The organism is Paraburkholderia yinzeri (assembly GCF_046581065.1).
Taxonomy (GTDB): Bacteria; Pseudomonadota; Gammaproteobacteria; order Burkholderiales; family Burkholderiaceae; genus Paraburkholderia.
Window position 1 is genome coordinate 639,804 of record NZ_JBFOCJ010000001.1, and the last position, 18,590, is coordinate 658,393.

Consider the following 18,590-nt stretch of genomic DNA (forward strand, 5'->3'; position numbering starts at 1 on the left):
CGGCCATGTTCGACATCAGCACCGCTTTTCCCGACGACCGTTTCGACCTGGCGTACTCGACCGACCGCGCCGCTCGCAATCGCCACGAGACGCGCATCGCCGCGCTGCGCGTTCGCAAGCACATCGCGCTCACCGAACAAGCCCGCAACCGCGTCCGCAGCAGGCTCACCGCTGAACCTGCCCCGGCCGACGCTCCCAGCGTGCGCAGCGCGCTGGCCGCCTGGGACGCGCACGTGGCCGGCGCCCGGGCTCACTTCGCGGCGCAAGACGAAGCGTACCGCCTCGCGCGCCTGCTGCCCGACCACGACGGCATCGAAAGTCCGTCGCCGGTGTGGCGGGCGATGCTCAACGACCTGCACGACCTCAACAGCATCGAGGCATGACCATGCGCACCGTCCGAACCACCCTCGCCATCACCATCACCACCGCGCTCGTGTGCAACCTGGCCCACGCCGACACGCTGACCATCGACCAATCAATGGCCGCACGTCATGCGCTCGACGCCGTGCAGGCCGCCGGTGCGCGCGTCAACGCCAAGCCCGACGTGCGGGCGTGGCTGCTCGACCAGGTGACCACCGCCCGCACCGCGCTCGAAACCGCCCCGCGCGGCGACGTGAAGCAACGCTTGCTCGACGTGGCGATCCGCGCCCGCGTCGCCGGTATGCTGCTCGACGCGCCTGCGCTTGTACCGGCCGCGGCCATCGTTGACAGCCTGGCGCACGGCTTATGAACCGCGTTCTCAACACGATCATCACGGCGTTGCTCGCGGCGCCCATGCTGGCCGTAGCGGCACCGCTGCCCACGGCCAGCGACCTGCGTTCGTTGTTCGTCGTCGAGAACCCGCCGCTCACGAACGAGTTCGGCGCGCTGCTGATCCGAAACCAGTTCGACGCGCGACCGATGCTCGCGTGCGACCTGCGCAAGGCCCATCCGTCCGCCCTGATCCTCACGGATCAAGAGGGCGGCATCGTGCGCGACCTGAAAAACGTGGAGGCCCCGCCCGCACCGTGGGACGTACCCCGCATGACGGCCAGCGAGTTCACGGCGCAAGTGAAGCGGGCCGGCGACGCTCTAGCGAACAGTTGCGTGGACATCGACAACGCGCCGGTGGCCGAGGTGCAGGACGCGCAGCGCAGTTACAGCAACGACCCGCAGCAGGCCGCGACGATCGCCGCGCGCTTCGCGCAGGCCATGACCGTCGCCGGCATCGCTCCGGTGTTGAAGCACTACCCGGGCAAACTCGCCTCGTGCAAGCCCGTGGCCTCGCTCCCCGGCTACCAGTTGCGCAAAGGCAGCCACGAGGTCGAAAACTGCCCCGGTTCAGCGGCGGACGTGTGGCGCATGGCCGACGCGTTCCCGGTGAACGCGGCCCCGCTCGTCATGATGAGCAACCGCGTCTACCCCGGCGTGTCGCCGGTGCCCGCGGTGCTCGATCCGGTGTACGTCCGGCGCTTGCGCGCGGCCGGCTTTCACGGCCTGGTCATGACCGACGCCTTGTGGGAAATCTCGAACCGCCCGCAGGCCGTCGTGCAGGCGTTGCAGGCCGGTGCCGACGTGATCCTGCTGCCGCAACCGCGGCAGGTCGATGAAGCGATCCCGCTGATCCTCGCCGCGTTGCAATCCGGCGCCCTCGACCCGGCGGTGATGCGCGACCGGCTCGACCGCGTGGCCGCGTTCAAGGCTGCGGCCATCGCCCGACGCACCCCGTCGCCCGACGGGCTTCTGAACCTCACGCTCGCGCCAGCAGGCGCGGCGCACTGAACCGGAGTCCACCATGAGCACGATGAACGACGAACAGTATGACCTGCACGACGAGGACGACGACGACCTGGACGACGACGAGGACCATGCGCTCGACTCGGACGTTGCGCTCGACCGTTTCACCGACCGGGCTATGCGCCACGGCCGCCGCGCGGCGACCTGGCTATTGGTCGGTGCGGTCGCCGAGGTCGCGGTGCTCGCCGGCCTCGATTGCATCGAACCGTCGCTTTCAAAATGGCTGATCCTGCCGGTGGTCGTGACCACCGTGGCCTTGATGCTCACGATCGTTGTGCTGATCGATAAGCGTTGGAACCGGCATCGCGTGAAGATGGAGAGCGTGATCGGGGAAGCGATGGGCTGGCGCAGCGACGTGCAGCAGAAACGGGAAGGCGAGGAGCGAGCGTACACGCGGCGTCACTTCGCGCGGATCGAAGAAGAGAGGCTCGACGCACTTCGCGAAGAAATGACGTGGAGCGTCGGCCCGGCCCCGCTGTACATCGACGCCGACGATCACGAAGCGATCGCGGCTTACGAGCAGCGGCGCGAGATCGGCCCCGAGTTCGGTGACCTCTTCGACTCGCTGAACGGGCCGGACGACCCGACCGACGGCGACGCGGAGTCGGACAACGTGCCCAACGTGCCCGCGGTGCAGGCGTGGGTGCAGCGCTGGGCCGGCATGAAGCCCGTCAAGAAGCCGCGGCCGGTCGCGCTCGTGAAGCGGCACACCGACGCCGAGGGCCGGCGCCTTGAACGCGAACTTTGCCGCTCGATCAACAAGCACTGGGGCGGTGCGTTCCATCGCCTGATCGCCGAAGGTGCGGACGTGAACGGTCACAACGGTAGCGGTAAGCCCTTGGGCATCGCGGTGTTGCGCGGGCGACTGGATCAAGTGTCGTGGCTTCTCACGCTTGGCGCGGACCCGAACGCGCAGTACCACGGCCGGACGATCATCGCGACGCTGATGCGGCAAGTCGAGCAGTACGCCGACGAAGGCGGTGGCGACGGCGACGACCACGAATGGCCCGAGCGGATCGAACTGCTGGCACGCTGGGGCGCGGACCCGCACCTTGAGAACAGGTGGTACGACGAAGACGATGACGACGAAGGCCCGAACGCCTGGCCGTTCATCCGGAAACGGCCGGTGCTTTACGAGGCGTTCATGAAAGGCGTGGCAGCGCGGCAGCAGGCCGACGACGACACCCGCCGCCTGCTGGCTGGCGCTCGCGAGGCCGTCGGTCTTGCCGAAGTCGCCGACGAAACCCGCGACCTGCTGCGCGCAGCACGAGGCGCAGGCCGCGCGTGACGATGCGTTGGAAAAAGCCCGGGAAACCGGGCTTTTTTGCTGGCTGGCTTTCTTGCTAAAGATGCTCCGCCTGGTAGGTACAGGGGAGGAAAATCAGCGGGAGAGCGGCATGGCAAAGCGGACGTTTCGGCCTTATGGCGATGCGAGCGCGTGGGCGCAAGAGGAAGGCATCAGGACGATGGCCCAGTGGCGGTTGCGTTCGCTGCGCAAGGAACTTCCCGCCGATCTTCCAGCGGCACCGTATCAAATCTACAAAGGCGAATGGAAGGGTTGGGGCACGTTTTTGGGCACAGGGCGACGCTACCGTGGGGCGTGGTGCTCGTACCACGAGGCGGCGGCTTGGGGACAAGCCGAGGGAATCAAAACGGGGGCGGCCTGGATGGCGCGGAAGGACTTTCCGGCCAACATCCCGGCAGACCCCTTCAAGGTCTATGGTGACGAGTTCAAGTCTAACGGCGGATGGCCCGGTTTTCTCAACACCAGCATGATCAGGGGGCGATCCATGATCGAGTTGGCGCTGGCGCACGGCCTTGGATCGGTGCTGATCCTCGACCAAACCCGCCGTGCGACGATTGACCCTGGCGATGGCGGGCGAAAAATCCAGGTTGACCTGATCGACCGGAGCCGACGGCTTGCCATTGAATACGACGGCTCCTACTGGCATCAAGAAACGCAAACGAAGGATCGGCGCCAAGTACGGCGGCTGAACAAAGCCGGCTGGACGGTGGTACGCGTTCGCGAAGCACCGCTCGGACTTCTCGATCCAACGCTTGACCTTCAGGTGGATCGACCGGAGGGCAACTACGGGCGAGTGGTCCACGCTGTTTTACGTCACCTTGCTTGCTTGATCCGCGACGGGCGATTGCTGAACGACGGCCTACTGGACAAGATCGAGCAAGCCCTTGGTAAGCCGATGGACCCGTCTGCATTTTGTGCGATCGCGACGCACAGTTGGAGGTCGTACGAGGAGGCAGCAACGTGGGCGCAAGCCGAGGGAATCAAGACCTTTGACGACTGGATAGCCCGGTGCCGACGAGGCGATCTCCCAGCCGACATTCCGGTGAAACCGGCGAGAACCTACAAGGGTGACTGGAAGGATTGGGGCACATTTCTGGGCACAGGGCGACTCTACCGTGGGACGTGGTGCTCGTACGACGAGGCCGCCGCCTGGGCTCGCGCGGAAGGTATCCAAACCGCTGAAGCATGGAAGGATCGTTCGGTGAAAGGTTGTTTGCCGAAATACGTGCCTGCGAATCCTCAAAAGATTTACAAGAGCGAGTGGAACGGCTGGGGCGCTTTCCTTGGCACAGGACGGAAGCCGAACAGGCACCCGAACGCACCACCGTTCCGATCGTACAGCGACGCCAGCGCGTGGGCGCAGCGAGAAGGCATCGCATCGCAACGCCTTTGGTATGAGCGGTGTAAAGATGCGTCGTTCCCCATCAACATTCCGAAGAAGCCTGAACCCGTTTACCGTGACGAGTGGACGAACTGGGGCAACTTTCTTGGCACAGGACGAAAACCTGGCGGTCAACCACGACTCAAGCGGCCGACCAATCTGTACGTCATCCGCCTCACCAAGCCCACGGACCGCACGCCCGTGCTGTTGCCAGCGAACGATCCCGCGTTCGTGATGCCGATGGCCGCGTAACCACACCGTCGCGACCAAGGCCGCAGGCGGATCGACGGGGCGCGCAAGCGCCTCGTTTTGTCTTGCATGGGTGCGCGCACAACCATCGCCTGCGCACAAAACCAACCCCACAAAACGGGCGCGTATCCGCGCCGGGCGACCCGCTGGCGCCAGTCACCACGGGCCACGGCCGGGCTCTTTACGGCCGCGTAACCGTCGCCGTAACAATCGGTGTTAGTGGCAAAAATATATAAGTCGTTCGGCGCTAAAAAGTATTGCATTTATCCAGCGGTACGAGAGACTGAAGGTGTAGGCAGCGCATACGCAACGCCACTCAAACCCAAGGAGACCATCATGCAAGCAACCATCGCAACCCGCACCGTGTTTCGTTTCGTCGGTCACAACGAGGTCGTGGCCGGACACGGCGAAACGCGCATCGAAGCCATCGACGACGCCCGCGCAACGCTCGGAGAACCGATGATGACCCAGGCCGACGTTGACGAGAACGGCTACGTCGTCGAGGTCGAACAACGGCAAGACCCGGACACGGGCGAATGGATCGACATGAAATAAGCCCGCCCCGCCAACGCTCCATCAGTGCCCGCCTCACGTGCGGGTCGGGGCGGTACCAGCGCCGTCCCGGTGCTGATCACTGAACGGAGTTCATCATGGCAAAGACCACCACAACCCAACCGGACCTCATGTCGATTTACGAACGGGCATCGGCCGTCGCCACCGCTCCCGGCTTTTCGTGCGCGCTGGGCGGCTGGAGCGCAAAGGCGGTTCAGATCGACGTGAGCGGCTACAGCCAGATTTACGTCGAGGACGCACCGCACGATCCGAAAAATCTGATGTTCGTGCTGGTCACGAACAACCCGGCGAGCAAGAAGTTCACGGTGTCGGAAATCACCGAAGCGCAGTTCGACCAGTTCGTGGCGATCGAGTATGACCCGCGTGCGTTCCGCGGCGAAGGCGTCGCCATCCGCCGCGCGCTCAACCTGGCCGAGGCCATCGCGCCGAACGTCCTGCGGCATCAGAGCGGCAAAAAGGAGAAAGCCGGCGGCTACCGCTTCGCGTAAGCGATTCGCCGATGCTCCCACGGGCCGGTCCGCAAAGGGCCGGTTTTTCAGTACCGGGACCAACTCAGTCCCGAAACCTGGGAGCCCAAAGCATGATCACCACGCCCACCGCCGGCCGCGTGACCGCCACACAGGCCGCCGCGCTCACGGGCCGGGGCATCGCCACCGTTTCTCTGGCCGCACGATCCGGCGACCTTCCGTTTGTGGTCGTCAACGGCGTGCGCCGGTTCGCGCCGGCCGACCTGCACGCCTGGCAGGCGGCGAAGCACGCACCGCCGACCGGCCCGCTTCTCTCGTTCTCCGATGCCTGGCGGCTGATCGGTTACGCGAACCGCTCGAGCATCACACGGGCGATCGAGGCCGGACGGCTCACCGTCGTGCTCGACGAGCACGGCCGGCCTCGCCTGAATCGTGCGGACGTTGAAGCCTTGGCCGAACAACGACGGGCGAGGAAGGCGAAGCGGGCTTGACGACGACTCACCATGATCCCGTTACGCCACGGCTTTCTTCCGCGCCCGCTTTGGCTTTTCAGCCGGCAGGAGGCTCGTCAACTTGCCATACAGACCGAACAGAAATGAAACCCGGCCGGCGTCCGACTTGTCGCCCTTGAATCCGTACGCAGCATCGACCGCGCGATCGTTGGCCGCGTGGGCCTTGCGCAGTTCAGCCGGCATCGTGCGCGGATCGTAAAGATCGGCCAGCGACGAGCCCGGGTACAGGGTACGAGCATCAAGGATCGCTTGCGCGGTCGCTTCCAGCGCCTGGCGTTGCGCGTCGGTCGGGCTGGGCCACGGGTAGTTGTTGAACACGATGTTGACGGAGTATTGGTAGTCGCTTTTCAAGCGGCCCGTCACCGTGCGAACCCATGCCATGTGCATCGTCGAATGCAGAACCGCGAAGTGGTAGAGCGTCGCGTCGGGCATCAGGCGCACTTTGTTGCTCGCCAGCGTCGGCGGGGCCAGGTATCCCAGCGGGATGAACTCGCGGCGATACGACGAGACTTCAGGGATCACCAAAAACGGCTTGTCCGGCATGAACTCGACGTGAAAGCGGGTCGGCGTTTCGGCCAACTTCTGCGTCGGAGCACTATCGCTCGCAAGACGGCTCTTGCGCACAGCCTCGACACGTTTCATGCATTCGGGCAGCGCGCGCAGTTCGTTCGGTTTCAGATCACCCAGCCACAGGCACCAACGACTCAGGTTGTTGATGAACTCGACCGAACCGTACCACCGGCGAAACAGCGGGGCGGCTTTCGGTTCAAGTTGGATGAACGCGGCCTTTTCGTCGTCGGTGAACAGGTAATGCCCACCGTCGATCGGCTTGTTCCCGATACCGATTTCCGGCACGGGGCAGATCGGCGTGCGCCGGTTCGGCAGCAGGTAGTCGGGCGCATCGACCAGGTAAGGGTTGATGCGTTTGGCCGCGATGACGTGCGCGTTCTCGGCCTTGATGTCGCCGGTGTAGTCGTAAATCGTGCAGTGCTCCGGCACGCGCAGACCAAAGCCGATGATGACGCAATGCACCTGCGCGATGCCTTTGCCTTCGTTGCTCCATTGGAACGTCCGATGCGCGAACCGGATCTGAACACCGCCTTGCAGCAACGGCCCCCACAGCACGGACACCTGCTCGCCCTGCGTGATCGAGTTGGTCGAGACGAACGCCACGTCGATCGACGGGTTTTGCTGGATGTACGCCAGCGCCTTAACGTACCAGGCGGCCACGTAGTCCAGCAGACCGCCGTTCTTGATCTTCGCAAAAATCAGGCGAGCATCTTCCCGCTGGGAATCGCTCAGGTACTTCGCACCGATGAACGGCGGATTGCCCATCACGTACGAGCATTGTGCGGGCGGCAGGATCGACGCCCAATCGACGCGCAGGGCGTTGTCCTGATGGACGTGCGGTGTGTCCACCAACGGCACCGTCGGGCGGGTGTTGCCGAAGCGGTCCGCCGACTCGAGGTTCATCTGGTGATCGGTGATCCACAGCGCGACGCGGGCGATGTGCGCCGCCGCCGCGTCGATCTCCAGGCCGTAAAACTGGTTGACCCGCACCCGGCAAAGCGTGGACACGTCCAGCAGGCCCGGGCCTTGCCCGAAATCGACGAACAACGCCGCGATCACGTCGTTTTCCAGGCGACGGAGTTCCCGGTACGCGATCACCAGGAAGTTCCCGCAGCCGCAGGCCGGATCGAAGAACGTCAACGTTGGCAACTTGTCGTACAGCGCTTGCAACCGCGGCTTGCTCTTGCGGGCCTTCTCAAACTCGGCGCGCAGGTCGTTCATGAACAACGGGTTGATCACCCGCAGGATGTTGCGCTCCGAGGTGTAGTGCGCGCCAAGTTCCCGCCGGCTGGCCTGGCGTTTTTCGTCGGGCGTGTGCGCCTCGAGCACGCCTTGGAACATCGCCCCGAAGATCGCCGGGCTGATCCCGCTCCAATCGAGTTCCGCGCACTTCACCAGCAGGTCGCGCATGGCCCGATCGAACGACGGGATGCGCGTTTGTTCGGCGAACAACGACCCGTTGACGTAGGCGAAGGCCGCGAGGTTTTCATCGAGGTTGCTCGACCGTTCCGTGTCCGGCGTGTCGAGCACGTCGAACAGCGCAAAAAGGCTTTGGCCGGTGTCCCGCCCATCCTCGCGCGTCGCCTCGACGTACCGCCGGAACATCCCGTCCTGCCCGAAAATGCCCGTGTCATCGGCGAAGAGGCAGAACAGCAGGCGCGTCAAGAACACTTCCAGGTCGCGGCCCCGGAAGTTGGCCTGCAACAACGCCTCGTGCAGCCGTGAAACAGCGTAGGCCGCTTGCCGGTTGATCGGGGATTCCTCGACGATGGCCGGCGCGGTCTCGCCGTCGATCAAAAACCGGAACCAGCCCGCGTGCTTGGGCAGGTCGGAGAGTTTGCATTCGGCCTGGGTGTCGGTCCGCAGGTCGTACAGCCTGAACCGTGCGAAGTCGGACACGATGATGTAACGCGGGCGCTCGCCTTCGGGCAGGGCCGTGAAGTAGTCGGACGCCTGGCTGAACGCGGAGTTCAGGTCTTTACCCTTGCTCTTGTGCTCGACGATCAACAGGCCCGGGATGAAACTATCAATGAACCCACGGGTACCGTCGATCTTATCGACGGCCTTCTCGTAAATGGTCGCGGACTCCGGGCGGATGCCGAAGCACTCGTAAAACCGCGCCCAAAACAACTTGGCGTCCGCGTTTTCGCGCTCCGCCTGCTTCCATTGTTTGGCGAACGCCTGAAGGCGGGTACGGATTTCCGGGAACGAGAGAGCGGACATAGGGCGCGGCGGAAAAAAGGACCAGAGATTGTATCTGGGAAAGCGCCCATTCCCGTGCGAAGCGTGGCCGTTCCGTTCGCGAGCGACAGGCCAGCGGTCCGGGCCTTCGGAACAGCAAAATCGCCCCTCGTTGACATTGCCGGCAAATGCCGGCAAACTTATCTTACAGATGCCGGCATTTGCCGGCGTTTTTCAGCCAGGACGGTCCCATGTCAACAGAGTACAAGCCCACGCTACGCTTTAACGCGCTCGAAACTCGACGCATCAACTCCGCAGCCGGCGCGGCCGGCCAGAAGCCGGCCGAATGGATGCGCAAACTGATCCTCGATCACGCCCCGCCGTTGACCATTGCTGATCCGCTGGCCGTGCGCGTGGCCGGCTTTGAAGAGCGCTTTGGTTGGAACCTGATTCATTATGCCGACGCGTTGGCGCACGCCGAGACTTTTCAGACGGACATCAGCGATATTGCGGACTACATGGAGCGCTACACGACGACACAAGACGGGGAGGTCTGGATCGACGGCGAAAAACTCCCGGGCGTGTCGGCCGGCGATGTGACCAGTGTAGAAGCGAGGGCCGTCGATCTATGTCGAGCGATCAACCTCGCGCATATACGCGCACTGCTTTCGACGGAGGGGGCGTAGGCCAGTTGAACCGTCGCGGGGCGGAGCACGGTAACCAACGTTTATGGTGCTCAACGGCTTGACCACCGCCTCGCGCTGCGCGCGACCCGTGGAAAACGGGGCTCTGGCGTGCGGCGTTCGCCGCTGGCCCCGTTTCCCACAGGCTCCGGGCCGTGGACAAACCTTCACCGGAAGCCGCGCATGTCCATTGCCGCGCCGAGCCGGTTGTACCACTCTTGCGCGCCTCGGCCCGTGTGGAAGTAGACGCGGTGCTGCGGCCGGTCGAGGTCCGTCGTGCTGATCACGATGTGCGGTTTGACCATTGCGTTCGATGTGCTCACCTCGACCGTTCGCACTTGGTCGAACGACAGCAGCCGCGGTGCGCTGAACCAGCCAGTTTTGACAAGCAACTGGCGGCTCGTCGGATCGAGTTCGAGGCGGCAGCGGCCGAGGCCTTGAGCGTGGCGGTGCGTGGGATTGAACGACATGGTGTTCTCCGTTGGTGTTGAATGCAGAAACGGCCCCTCGCGGAGCCGTTGAAAAATCAGGTCAAGCGTTCATCAGTTCAAGAAACCGTCGAGCCGTTGATACAGGGTCGATTCGAGGCTATTGGAACCGTCCGCGGTGTGCAGCAGCAGGGGCGACCCGTTAGCGTCCCTGAACGTGGCGTTGAACGCCGTATCGAAGGCCGTTTCCAGTTGCGGTGAAATCGAGCCCGCACCGCCCACGCAGGCGTTGTACTGGCCCGTGGGCATCCCGGTCGTTTGCGTGACCGGCGGGATCGTCCCCGCCGGCCACGGCTGGGCACACAGGGCCATCGCGTCGGCCTTGTAGGTCTCGACGAAGTTCTTCAGGTTCGTCAAGCCATAGCCCAAGCCGCCCGGCGCGCTGCTGGTCAAATACTGCAACGTCGCCTCGTACGCGCCGTACGCGTTCAAATCGGTGTTCGGGTTCGACGCGGCCAGCACGTCGCCGGCCTGGACGGTCGCCAGCACGCTCGTTTTCGTGCCGATGCTCTGCCCGGCGACCGTTTGCGCCGTACCCTCTTGAAACCAAATCTCACCGCCGCCGAACGGCTCCATGAGGGAGTACAACGCGGCGTGCGTGCTTTCGTGAACAACCAGCGGGGCCATCGCATCGAGCGACTTGGCGCCCGGGTAGCGAGTGTCAAAGTTCGGGCTATCCGCGCTCATCAACTGCATGACCGGGCCGGGCAGCCCGAGCACCGTCTGGCCGGTGATCGCCGTTCCGGTTTCACCGATGCCTTGACCGAGAGCCTTGTCCACGCACAGCACCACCTTGTTCTGGCCGTCGAACGCCGTGCCCGTCGCGGGCAGCGCCAGCGCCGTGCGAACGGTCGGGAGTGCCTGGTTCTCGAACTGGTCGGCCGCGAGTTCTTGCGCCTTGACGCTGGCGCCGGCCGAGAACACGATCACGTCCGGCGCGTCCACCACCGTCGTGCTCACCGTCGAGCCCGAGCAGGCCGATTGCAGCCCGCTGGTGCCGACGTACGAGTTGAACGACGGCCCGGAGTAGTTCGTTACCACGTCACCGGCGATGTCGGCCGGAGGCGTGTAAGCGGCGAGAAGCGCCTGGCCGTTGCTCGTGCTCGTCGTGGTGCCGGTGCCCGAGCCAGAACCCGAGCCGGAGCCGGACGAACCGCCGCCGCCACCACCGCCGCAGGCGGCTAGAGCGAAGGACACGGCCGCAGCAGCGGCCACCGTTTTCAGCATATTGCTCATCATGAAACCCCCGTAGTGTGCGTTGCGTTTTCCGCCAAGCCGGCCGGCGTTCGTGGCCGGATGTTACCAAAATATGCCAGAGTGGCATATTGAGGTGTTGCAGGGAGCATGTCGCCATGCTTCCGTCCGTTCATCACACCCGCTATCGCCTGGTTCAGGCGCATCTCCGGGCGCTCCGCAAGGGCGCCGGGATGACTCAGGGCGACCTCGCGGTACTGCTCAACGTCGATCAATCGTTCGTGTCGAGGCTGGAGCGAGGGGAGCGTTACGTCGATCTGCTCTTCTATCTGGACTGGTGCCGCGCGTGCGGCGTCGAACCGTCCGACGCCGTGGCGCGGTTGGTCAACAAAGGCGCCTAACCGCGCGCCTGGTCGTTCGGCGGAGGCTCAACCGGCGGCGCCGGCTCGCCCACGTCCAGACCGTCGAACGCCACCGGCCCCGGCCCCTCGTGCTCGTCGAGCAACGACGGGTTGCGCAGCGCCGCGTCGATCAACCGGCGCAACGCGCCCTCACGCCCGAGACCGTGATCGGCCGCGATCGCGTCAAAATCCGCGAAGCGGCCAGCCGGTACGTGCAGCAGGACGACGTGGTGCGACGCCGCCTCACGCTCCGCGTCGAACGCGACCAGTTCGGCGTCCGCCGTTCGGTCCAGCAGTTGGCGCACCACGTTCGCGAAGTTGTGCGCGGGCGACGGCCTCACGTCCGGCGGCATGGCCCCGTAGTACCAGTTACGCAGGAAGGCGTCCGTCGGTTCCGGTTCGTCGTGCAGGGCCGCGAGCTCCCGGTACAGCGGCAGCAGGCCGCAATCGTCGGCCAGACCGATCGACAGCACACCTTCAGCACTCCGGCTATACCGCACCGCATGGTCGGCGCCCGCGACGGTCACGAGCATCGTGAGGTCAGCGATATACGTGCTCGCCGCCCCGTCGTCGGACGCGTCGATGAACCCGAGACGCACCGACGCCTCAACCGCCTTCAGCGTGGCGGCGAACCGCAGCGCCTGGGCCGAGGCCCGTGCTTTCGTGTCGCTCATGACCGCGCCCCGCTCGCCGAGCACGATTTGAACGACGGGCGCGACGTGTCGGCGCCCAGCGACTCCAGCAGGGCCAGCACCTCGTTGCGCGTGCCGCGGGACGAGGCGCCCGGGTAAGCCTTGGACGTTTTGCCAAGGTTCAGGCGGACGGCCCGGTACGGCGTGACGACGCCCACCCGTTCGTCGAACCACCCACCGGCATCGACCGGGTGCCCGTGCTCAACGAGCCAGCGGACGGCGGCCAGGTTGCCGACCCTCGCGGCCTCGTGCAGCGGCGACGTGGTGAACGTGCCCCACGTGCGCGGCAGGTCGATCGTCGCGCCCGCGTCGAGCAGCGCCTGGGCGTTGTCGAGCGCGTGCGGCGAAACAAGTGCGTTGCCGGTGCCCGACGCCATGATCGCGAGCAGCAGCGGCGTGCTACCGCCCGCGTCCTGCGCGTTCACGTTCGCCCCGGCGGCGGCCATGCGCTTGATCGCGGGCGCCCGGCCGAACATCGCGGCGAAGTGCATCACCGTGCGCCGTTGTTGGTCGCTCGGGTCCAGCGCGTTCACGTCCTCACCGGCGGCGATCGCCGCGGTCAGTTCGTCGTCGTCCTGCCGGCGGATGGCCTCGAACAGCGGCGGCAAGGTGCGGGGAATGTCCTGGTCCATAAACGTCTCCTGAAAACAAAAAAGCCCTTGGGATCACGGGCTCGAACGTTGAGAAGGATCGCGGGTCAATCGGTCGCGTGCTCGTGCAGCACCGCGGCCCACAGCCGTTCCTGCCGGGCGTGACGCTGCCCGCGGTTCGTCTGGCGCTTCGTCTGCTTCGATCGGCTCGCTTTCTTCGGCTTCGATTTGCGGTCGTTCATGCGTCCACCTCGTCCGCCCACAGGTCGGCGTACGCTTTCGCGCACGCCAGGCGCCGCTCGCCGTGGAACGACAGGCCCAGCCATCGGTCCAGCCGTTCCTCGTCCGTTCGCCACAGGTCGCTCGACAGCAGCGACGCGGCGCACAGCGTCAGCGGCAACATCGCCCACGCGTCCAGCGGTGGCAGCACGCCGCGCAGAGCCAGCGCCGTGACGCCGGCCCCGATCAACACCGCGTCCAGGGACAGCAGGGCCATGATTGCGACGCCGCGCAGGTTCACGCCGTGCTCGCGTGCCAGCCGGCGCAGCAGGTTCAGTTTCCGGTCCATGAGTCGCTCCATTCGTCGGTGCTCTTGTGAGCGAGGATCGGCCAGACGCCCGCGCCCATCAGCACGAGCGACAGGGCCATCAAGACCATCTCCAGGAGCGCGGGCGCGTCATACACGGCCAGCGCGACGACGACGCATTGCAGCGTGATCGCAAACCAGACGGCCCACAGCGACAACTGCGAGACGGGCGGGTTCGGGTTCTTCATACAGCCTCCGAGGGTGTGATTGACCGCATTTCAACGAGGCGGGCGCGGGCGCGGACAAGACCCTGCGACGAGCGCGCCAAGCGTTGCGCGATGCGATCGGCCTGACGATGAAGAAGAAGCGAAGCGGTGATCGACGCCACGGCCAGCACGGCCTCGACGACGCAGAACACGGTGAGCGCGAGCGGACGGCAACCGGCCGGTGCCGGTGCGGCCAGCGACACGCCGATGCCCAGCACGATCACCAGCGACGCGGCCGAGGCCGACACGCTCACGCGGTACGCCGTCGCCACCCGGCGCAGCGCGGTGCGGGCTTCGGCCCGTTCGCGCTTGAACCGATCTTTGCGGGCCACGTAGCCCGAGAGGGTGACGGGGGCAGGCCGGCGGCTCATGTCAGCGGCTCCACTGGTTGCGCTTGGCCGACTCGCCGTGCAGGTCGGCGTAACGGCGCAGGAACGCCAGGCGTTCGCCAGGCGTGAGGCTTTCCATCGCGAGCAAGGCGGCGCCGATGTACGCGGTGCGCGTGACGCCCACGGCTTCACGCTCGCGGTCGACGTTCGCACCGACGCTGCGCACCAGCGCTAGGGTCGTGCGCCACCGGTCGGCCGCGTGACGCGCGAGCCAGGAACGCTGGCGTTGTGCGTTTTTCGACAGGGACATGCGGGGCTCCAAAGAGGGGATGCGTTAGCACTAACGCCATAAACCCACCCTCTCTCTAGAGAGGGCTCGAGTCAAACATCGACCGTAAAAAAAGATGGCCGCCGTAGGCCCCCGATCGCTTCGCGCGGGGTCGCCTGCGGCGGCCATCGGGTACCATCGAGCGGTCAAGCAAGAACAAGGACGGGCGATGAAGAAGCACGAGGCGATCTACAACGTGTACGCCTTTTTTGAAACCGACGAACTCCGGTCGGTCGGGATCAAGCAGTACCACCGACAAGGCAGCGACGCGAAGAAGATCGAGTTTTTGCGGGCGCGTGCCGTGATCGACTTTGCGACGGTCGATCGAATCCGCGTGATCAACACGATGACGGCGATGCAGTTCCTGGTGCGGCAACGGCTCGGGCAAGTGACCGAACTGTTTGAGCCGTTGTTCGCGGCCGTTGGTGCCGGCCCCATGCCGCTGTTTTGCATGACGTCGATCGTCGACGGCGTGCCAAAAACCGATGTCAGCGTGCCGCTTGCGCCGCTCGACATGTCGAAACTGCCGGACGGTGTGGGGGAGCCAGGACGAATGGACGACTACCTGTTCAAGTATCGCAACGAGGAGCAGGGCACGTTCGACATGACGGGCCTGATCCATGACGACTATTTCAAGGCGATCCGGCTGCTGTACAACAACGGCCATTACATTTCATGCCTGAAACTGCTGATGTCGTTCCTCGATACCGTGGCTTACGTCGAGTTCGGCGAGCGCGGCCGTGGTGAAACGTCCGTCTTCATCGACTGGCTGCGCACGTTCGCCGACCCGGCCCCGGCCGGGGCCACGCCCGATGAGTTGTGGGAGTTGCGAAACAGCCTGCTCCACATGTCGAACCTGGAGTCTCGCAGGGTCGCCGCTGGGAAGGTTGCACGGCTCACGCCGTACGTCGGCGCCCAGCAATACCCGCCGAGCACCGACCCGATGATGAAGTACGTCAACACGTTCGGGCTGATCGAAGCAGTGGCCGCAGCGATCGCACGGTGGATCACCTCGTACAACGATCACCCGGAGAAAATGCGCACGTTCGTCGAGCGCTACGACCGCGTTGTGTCCGACGACCGCCAGGCGTTCATTCCCATGCCGCCAAAGACAGGGCCGGGCGCGAACCCGGCCCAGCCCTCGTAATCGAAACATGCATCACCCCAGCGAGTCCAGCAACGCGAGCACTTCCGCCCGCGGTCGCCAGATCGGGCCGTGCAGGTCGGCCTCGCTCACCGAAAAGATCGAGTCGAACAGGTCGGCCTCTCTCAGCGAGTTGCTATGCTCCAATGCCCGCACGTGCCGCAGCACGGTTCAGCGGCGCACGCGAAGCGGCTGAACCGGGCCGTGCTCGAACGCAGCAAACCGGCGGCGGTACGCCGGTTCGCTGGCGTCGTTGAACAGTAGGACGTGCTCGCACGAGTGCGCCGGCTCGGGTTCGCGCGGCACAACCAGGGCCAGCGGTGTGTCCCACATCGCGTCGATTTCGGCACGGAAGGCGGCGACCGCCTGCTCGACGGTCGGTGTTGCCGAGGTGCTGACCCGCATGTAGGCCGTCAGGTGCGCCGCACGTTCGTCCGGCGAGAGTTTTTCGAACGCGATCATCGAGGCCGCGACCCAATCGGTGAAGGTCGCTTGACCGGCGGGCGTGCCGTGGTGCTGTTCGTGGAACCGTTGCCAGGCGGCCTTGGCGCGGTCGTACGTGCCCTTCTCGAAACTGAAACCGGTGAAACGGCGGGCGTCGCGCCACGCTTCCCGGTTTTTCCGGCGACGGGCCGTGGCGGGGCTGGGGTTTTGCAGCAAGGGGCGGCTCATGGTTTCCATCCTCTAAAAAACGAGCCCGAGGGATCACGGGCTCGAACGTTGGGTTGCAATAGGTCCGGTTAGGCAGGGGCGCGGGCAAGCCGCATGTACTTCTTGAGGAATACCAGGCGTTCGCGGTCGGGCAGGGCCAGCCAGGCCAGCAGCGCCGCGCCGAGGTGATCGCTCACGCGGGCGGTTGCGGTCGCTTGCTCCGGGCCGGTGAGGCCGGCGCTTTGCGCGACCCAGGCCGCGTGCGCGGGCACCAGCGTCTTCACGTCCGCGTAGACCTGGCGGACGATCGAGGTACCAACCGCGTGCCGCGTCGCCTGCCGGCGAGCGCGCGATGCGCGCGAGCGGACGGTGCTGGCCGGCGTGCCCATCACACGCCCCCGTCCGTAGCCGAAGCGTCGGCGAGGTGCAAAGCAAGGTCGTCCAGGTTCGCCAACGCGTGCACCGCGTGATCGTCATGGGCCGCCTGCGGTGCGTCGTGCGGCGGGTTGTCGAGGCCGGCGGGCGCTTCGTCCGCCGGCTCGACCGAAACCGTCAAGGCCGCCGCGAGAGCGGCCGGCACCGCGCTGATGTACGTGTTCAGGTACTCCAGCCGGCGCTCGCGTTTCATATCGACGAACGCATCGAGCGCAGCGCCCAGCAGGTCGTTCAGGTGTGCGCCGGCCACGACGGCGGCGGTGGCACGGTCCGACTTCGACAGTTTCGGGTTGTCCCGAGCCTCGCGGCAGTACGTCACGTCCTCCTGCAGCGTGGCTTTTGCGCCCGATAGCATGGCGGTCAGGATCGACGCGCCCAGGTTGCTGCGCACGCTCGACCACTTCGCGCGGCTCGCGCGGATGCGTTGCCGCGTACGTTCCAGCCGTCGGGCTTCACGTTCGAGCGGATCGTTCAGGTCGGTGGACATGCTCAACTTCTCCCAGGTCGTAAACGAAAAACGCCCCAGCGGTGAACTGGGGCGAACGTTGCGCGCGACGGATCGCGCAGATGCGATGAGTACAAGATACAGCGATGCGGGCGCAGGTCAACACCTGGCGCTCGCGTTCCGGTACCGCGCACGCTCGACGGTGCCAACGATGCGTGGGCGCTATCGACTTATGGACGGTTTATCAAGAACTCCTCAAGGTTTTTCAGACCGGGCACCCAGCGGTCCACGGCGCGCAAAACAGGCCCAACGACGCGTTTTGTTGCTTGCGACGGCTCCCCCATCCGCCGCGCACCATCCGCCCGGTTTTGCTCGCATCGTTCCTTTTGCTGAAGTGTGGCGGTACAAGAAACGGGCAAAGCAGAGGGGACGTACAAGAAACGGGGCGGGGCAGCGGTCGTACAAGAAACAGGCAGGCGGGTAAGGCGGGCAGAGGACGGGGCAGGCAACACGGACGTACAAGAAACACAGCAACCCTCAACCACCACAACCAGCACCACGATCACCAGCAACAACGAACAGCAGGGGGTAAGACGTACAAGATATGAAGCAGGACACCGAGGGCAGAGGCATCCAGGGCAACGGCAACATCATGAAAGGCGTACAAGCAACACCGTGAAAGGCGTACAAGCAACACCGAGGGAAGCGTACAAGAAGCATGTCGTATCGGTGTGGTTTGCGTGCTCCTCGTTTTACTCGGAGTACGACCACAACACACGCATTGCACCTTCGGTGCCTCCTCCCCTGGCCGCTTCGCGGCCCTTTCGCCTTGCTGCGCAAGGCTCTTATCGTCGCCGCGTAGCGGCGACCGGGAAGGAGGCCAAAGCCTTACCGGAAAAGGCTTTGACGGTCGCCGTGCTCCGGGCGAAAAACGGTCGCCGCGACGTACCGCGGGCACCCGCTTGTCTTTGCCCCGGTTCCTGGTAGTACTGAAGCACCAGCCACCGCACGGAGCCCATCATGGCAATGCCCAACCTGCACATCCGACTGAAACCCACGAGCAACAACCGGCTGAAAGACCTAGCCGAGGCGCTGAACGTCAGCCAGGGCGACCTCGCCCGGCGGGCGATCGACGCCTACCTGGACGGCGTGGACATCGCCGCCGCGATCGACGAGCAGCGCCGTGCGATCGACGCGCAGATCGGCGCGCTGGAAACGCGGCTGATCGAACGGTTCGAGGACCACCTGAAGGCGCTCGCCAACGCGTTCGCAACGATCCACCTGACGGTCGACCAGGCCGGCAACGCCATCGCCGGCCACCGCGATCCGCTGGCACCGGACGCAGCGTTGCGGGCCGCCTGACCGGTCAAAATCCCCGACACGAAAAACCGACGCCGGGCGGC

Annotated in this window: 26 protein-coding genes; 12 read left to right on the plus strand and 14 right to left on the minus strand. The window is 65.2% G+C overall.

Annotated elements, in window-relative coordinates; translation table 11 throughout:
• The first annotated feature begins 5 nt into the window (after positions 1-5).
• From WJ542_RS03080 to WJ542_RS03115, 8 genes are all read left to right on the plus strand, one after another.
• A complete protein-coding gene (locus tag WJ542_RS03080; RefSeq protein WP_411187742.1) occupies positions 6-383 on the plus strand; it encodes a hypothetical protein in 378 nt (125 codons plus the stop codon).
• Positions 380-730 (plus strand): hypothetical protein, encoded by a 351-nt coding sequence (locus WJ542_RS03085; RefSeq protein WP_411187744.1) that lies wholly within the window; start codon positions 380-382, stop codon positions 728-730. The genes WJ542_RS03080 and WJ542_RS03085 overlap by 4 nt, the downstream gene beginning before the upstream one ends.
• A complete protein-coding gene (locus WJ542_RS03090) occupies positions 727-1,761 on the plus strand; it encodes a glycoside hydrolase family 3 N-terminal domain-containing protein (RefSeq protein WP_411187746.1) in 1,035 nt (344 codons plus the stop codon). Before WJ542_RS03085 ends, WJ542_RS03090 begins: the two co-directional genes overlap by 4 nt.
• A gap of 13 nt (positions 1,762-1,774) precedes the next feature.
• Positions 1,775-3,064, plus strand: a complete 1,290-nt coding sequence (locus WJ542_RS03095; protein ID WP_411187748.1) for an ankyrin repeat domain-containing protein — start codon at positions 1,775-1,777, stop codon at positions 3,062-3,064.
• On the plus strand, positions 3,000-4,715 hold the full coding sequence (locus WJ542_RS03100) for an integrase repeat-containing protein (RefSeq protein ID WP_150562045.1): 1,716 nt from the start codon (positions 3,000-3,002) through the stop codon (positions 4,713-4,715). Before WJ542_RS03095 ends, WJ542_RS03100 begins: the two co-directional genes overlap by 65 nt.
• 333 nt (positions 4,716-5,048) lie before the next feature.
• Entirely contained in the window at positions 5,049-5,267 is a 219-nt protein-coding gene (locus WJ542_RS03105; protein ID WP_060715251.1) for a hypothetical protein, read from the plus strand.
• 95 nt (positions 5,268-5,362) lie between these two features.
• Positions 5,363-5,773 carry a hypothetical protein gene (locus WJ542_RS03110; protein WP_150562046.1) on the plus strand — a complete coding sequence of 137 codons (411 nt, stop codon included), beginning with the start codon at positions 5,363-5,365 and terminating at the stop codon, positions 5,771-5,773.
• Positions 5,774-5,865: 92 nt separating this feature from the next.
• Entirely contained in the window at positions 5,866-6,243 is a 378-nt protein-coding gene (locus WJ542_RS03115; RefSeq protein WP_150562047.1) for a helix-turn-helix domain-containing protein, read from the plus strand.
• A 21-nt stretch (positions 6,244-6,264) separates the two neighbouring features.
• On the opposite strand, the gene WJ542_RS03120 is transcribed toward WJ542_RS03115, so the two are convergent.
• Entirely contained in the window at positions 6,265-9,057 is a 2,793-nt protein-coding gene (locus WJ542_RS03120) for a class I SAM-dependent DNA methyltransferase (protein ID WP_060715248.1), read from the minus strand.
• Positions 9,058-9,266: 209 nt separating this feature from the next.
• On the opposite strand from WJ542_RS03120, the gene WJ542_RS03125 reads away from it, so the two are divergent.
• On the plus strand, positions 9,267-9,701 hold the full coding sequence (locus WJ542_RS03125) for a hypothetical protein (protein WP_060715247.1): 435 nt from the start codon (positions 9,267-9,269) through the stop codon (positions 9,699-9,701).
• A 164-nt stretch (positions 9,702-9,865) separates the two neighbouring features.
• On the opposite strand, the gene WJ542_RS03130 is transcribed toward WJ542_RS03125, so the two are convergent.
• Together WJ542_RS03130 and WJ542_RS03135 are read right to left on the minus strand one after the other, a co-directional pair.
• Complete coding sequence (locus WJ542_RS03130; protein WP_411187752.1) at positions 9,866-10,168, minus strand: hypothetical protein; 303 nt, start codon at positions 10,166-10,168, stop codon at positions 9,866-9,868.
• A 72-nt stretch (positions 10,169-10,240) separates the two neighbouring features.
• A complete protein-coding gene (locus WJ542_RS03135; RefSeq protein WP_411187754.1) occupies positions 10,241-11,425 on the minus strand; it encodes a hypothetical protein in 1,185 nt (394 codons plus the stop codon).
• A 113-nt stretch (positions 11,426-11,538) separates the two neighbouring features.
• On the opposite strand from WJ542_RS03135, the gene WJ542_RS03140 reads away from it, so the two are divergent.
• Entirely contained in the window at positions 11,539-11,781 is a 243-nt protein-coding gene (locus WJ542_RS03140) for a helix-turn-helix domain-containing protein (RefSeq protein ID WP_411187756.1), read from the plus strand.
• Here WJ542_RS03140 and WJ542_RS03145 read toward each other — a convergent pair.
• The 7 genes from WJ542_RS03145 to WJ542_RS03175 all read right to left on the minus strand — a co-directional run bounded on the left by WJ542_RS03145 (position 11,778) and on the right by WJ542_RS03175 (position 14,494).
• On the minus strand, positions 11,778-12,455 hold the full coding sequence (locus tag WJ542_RS03145) for a hypothetical protein (protein ID WP_411187758.1): 678 nt from the start codon (positions 12,453-12,455) through the stop codon (positions 11,778-11,780). The genes WJ542_RS03140 and WJ542_RS03145 overlap by 4 nt on opposite strands.
• The gene (locus WJ542_RS03150) at positions 12,452-13,105 is read right to left on the minus strand and encodes an ankyrin repeat domain-containing protein (RefSeq protein WP_411187760.1); all 654 of its coding nucleotides are present in this window, start codon (positions 13,103-13,105) and stop codon (positions 12,452-12,454) included. The genes WJ542_RS03145 and WJ542_RS03150 overlap by 4 nt, the downstream gene beginning before the upstream one ends.
• 65 nt (positions 13,106-13,170) lie before the next feature.
• Positions 13,171-13,305 (minus strand): hypothetical protein, encoded by a 135-nt coding sequence (locus tag WJ542_RS03155; protein ID WP_257724553.1) that lies wholly within the window; start codon positions 13,303-13,305, stop codon positions 13,171-13,173.
• A complete protein-coding gene (locus WJ542_RS03160) occupies positions 13,302-13,631 on the minus strand; it encodes a hypothetical protein (RefSeq protein WP_411187762.1) in 330 nt (109 codons plus the stop codon). The genes WJ542_RS03155 and WJ542_RS03160 overlap by 4 nt, the downstream gene beginning before the upstream one ends.
• Positions 13,616-13,837 (minus strand): hypothetical protein, encoded by a 222-nt coding sequence (locus tag WJ542_RS03165; protein ID WP_411187764.1) that lies wholly within the window; start codon positions 13,835-13,837, stop codon positions 13,616-13,618. Before WJ542_RS03165 ends, WJ542_RS03160 begins: the two co-directional genes overlap by 16 nt.
• Positions 13,834-14,226, minus strand: coding sequence for a hypothetical protein (locus WJ542_RS03170; protein WP_411187766.1), 393 nt, complete (start codon positions 14,224-14,226; stop codon positions 13,834-13,836). Before WJ542_RS03170 ends, WJ542_RS03165 begins: the two co-directional genes overlap by 4 nt.
• 1 nt (position 14,227) lies before the next feature.
• Positions 14,228-14,494 (minus strand): hypothetical protein, encoded by a 267-nt coding sequence (locus WJ542_RS03175; protein WP_017422962.1) that lies wholly within the window; start codon positions 14,492-14,494, stop codon positions 14,228-14,230.
• A gap of 187 nt (positions 14,495-14,681) precedes the next feature.
• On the opposite strand from WJ542_RS03175, the gene WJ542_RS03180 reads away from it, so the two are divergent.
• On the plus strand, positions 14,682-15,659 hold the full coding sequence (locus tag WJ542_RS03180; RefSeq protein ID WP_411187769.1) for a hypothetical protein: 978 nt from the start codon (positions 14,682-14,684) through the stop codon (positions 15,657-15,659).
• Positions 15,660-15,671: 12 nt separating this feature from the next.
• Here the strand turns inward: WJ542_RS03180 and WJ542_RS03185 are convergent, their stop codons facing one another.
• The 4 genes from WJ542_RS03185 to WJ542_RS03200 all read right to left on the minus strand — a co-directional run bounded on the left by WJ542_RS03185 (position 15,672) and on the right by WJ542_RS03200 (position 17,229).
• On the minus strand, positions 15,672-15,803 hold the full coding sequence (locus WJ542_RS03185) for a hypothetical protein (RefSeq protein ID WP_411187771.1): 132 nt from the start codon (positions 15,801-15,803) through the stop codon (positions 15,672-15,674).
• 24 nt (positions 15,804-15,827) lie between these two features.
• Entirely contained in the window at positions 15,828-16,328 is a 501-nt protein-coding gene (locus WJ542_RS03190) for a hypothetical protein (protein WP_411187773.1), read from the minus strand.
• A gap of 68 nt (positions 16,329-16,396) precedes the next feature.
• A complete protein-coding gene (locus WJ542_RS03195; protein WP_060091684.1) occupies positions 16,397-16,696 on the minus strand; it encodes a hypothetical protein in 300 nt (99 codons plus the stop codon).
• Positions 16,696-17,229: a hypothetical protein gene (locus WJ542_RS03200; protein ID WP_411187775.1), complete on the minus strand. Its 534-nt coding sequence runs from the start codon at positions 17,227-17,229 to the stop codon at positions 16,696-16,698. The genes WJ542_RS03195 and WJ542_RS03200 overlap by 1 nt, the downstream gene beginning before the upstream one ends.
• A 978-nt stretch (positions 17,230-18,207) precedes the next feature.
• Here WJ542_RS03200 and WJ542_RS03205 point away from each other — a divergent pair.
• Positions 18,208-18,549, plus strand: coding sequence for a hypothetical protein (locus WJ542_RS03205; protein ID WP_059890110.1), 342 nt, complete (start codon positions 18,208-18,210; stop codon positions 18,547-18,549).
• The last annotated feature ends 41 nt before the right edge of the window (positions 18,550-18,590 follow it).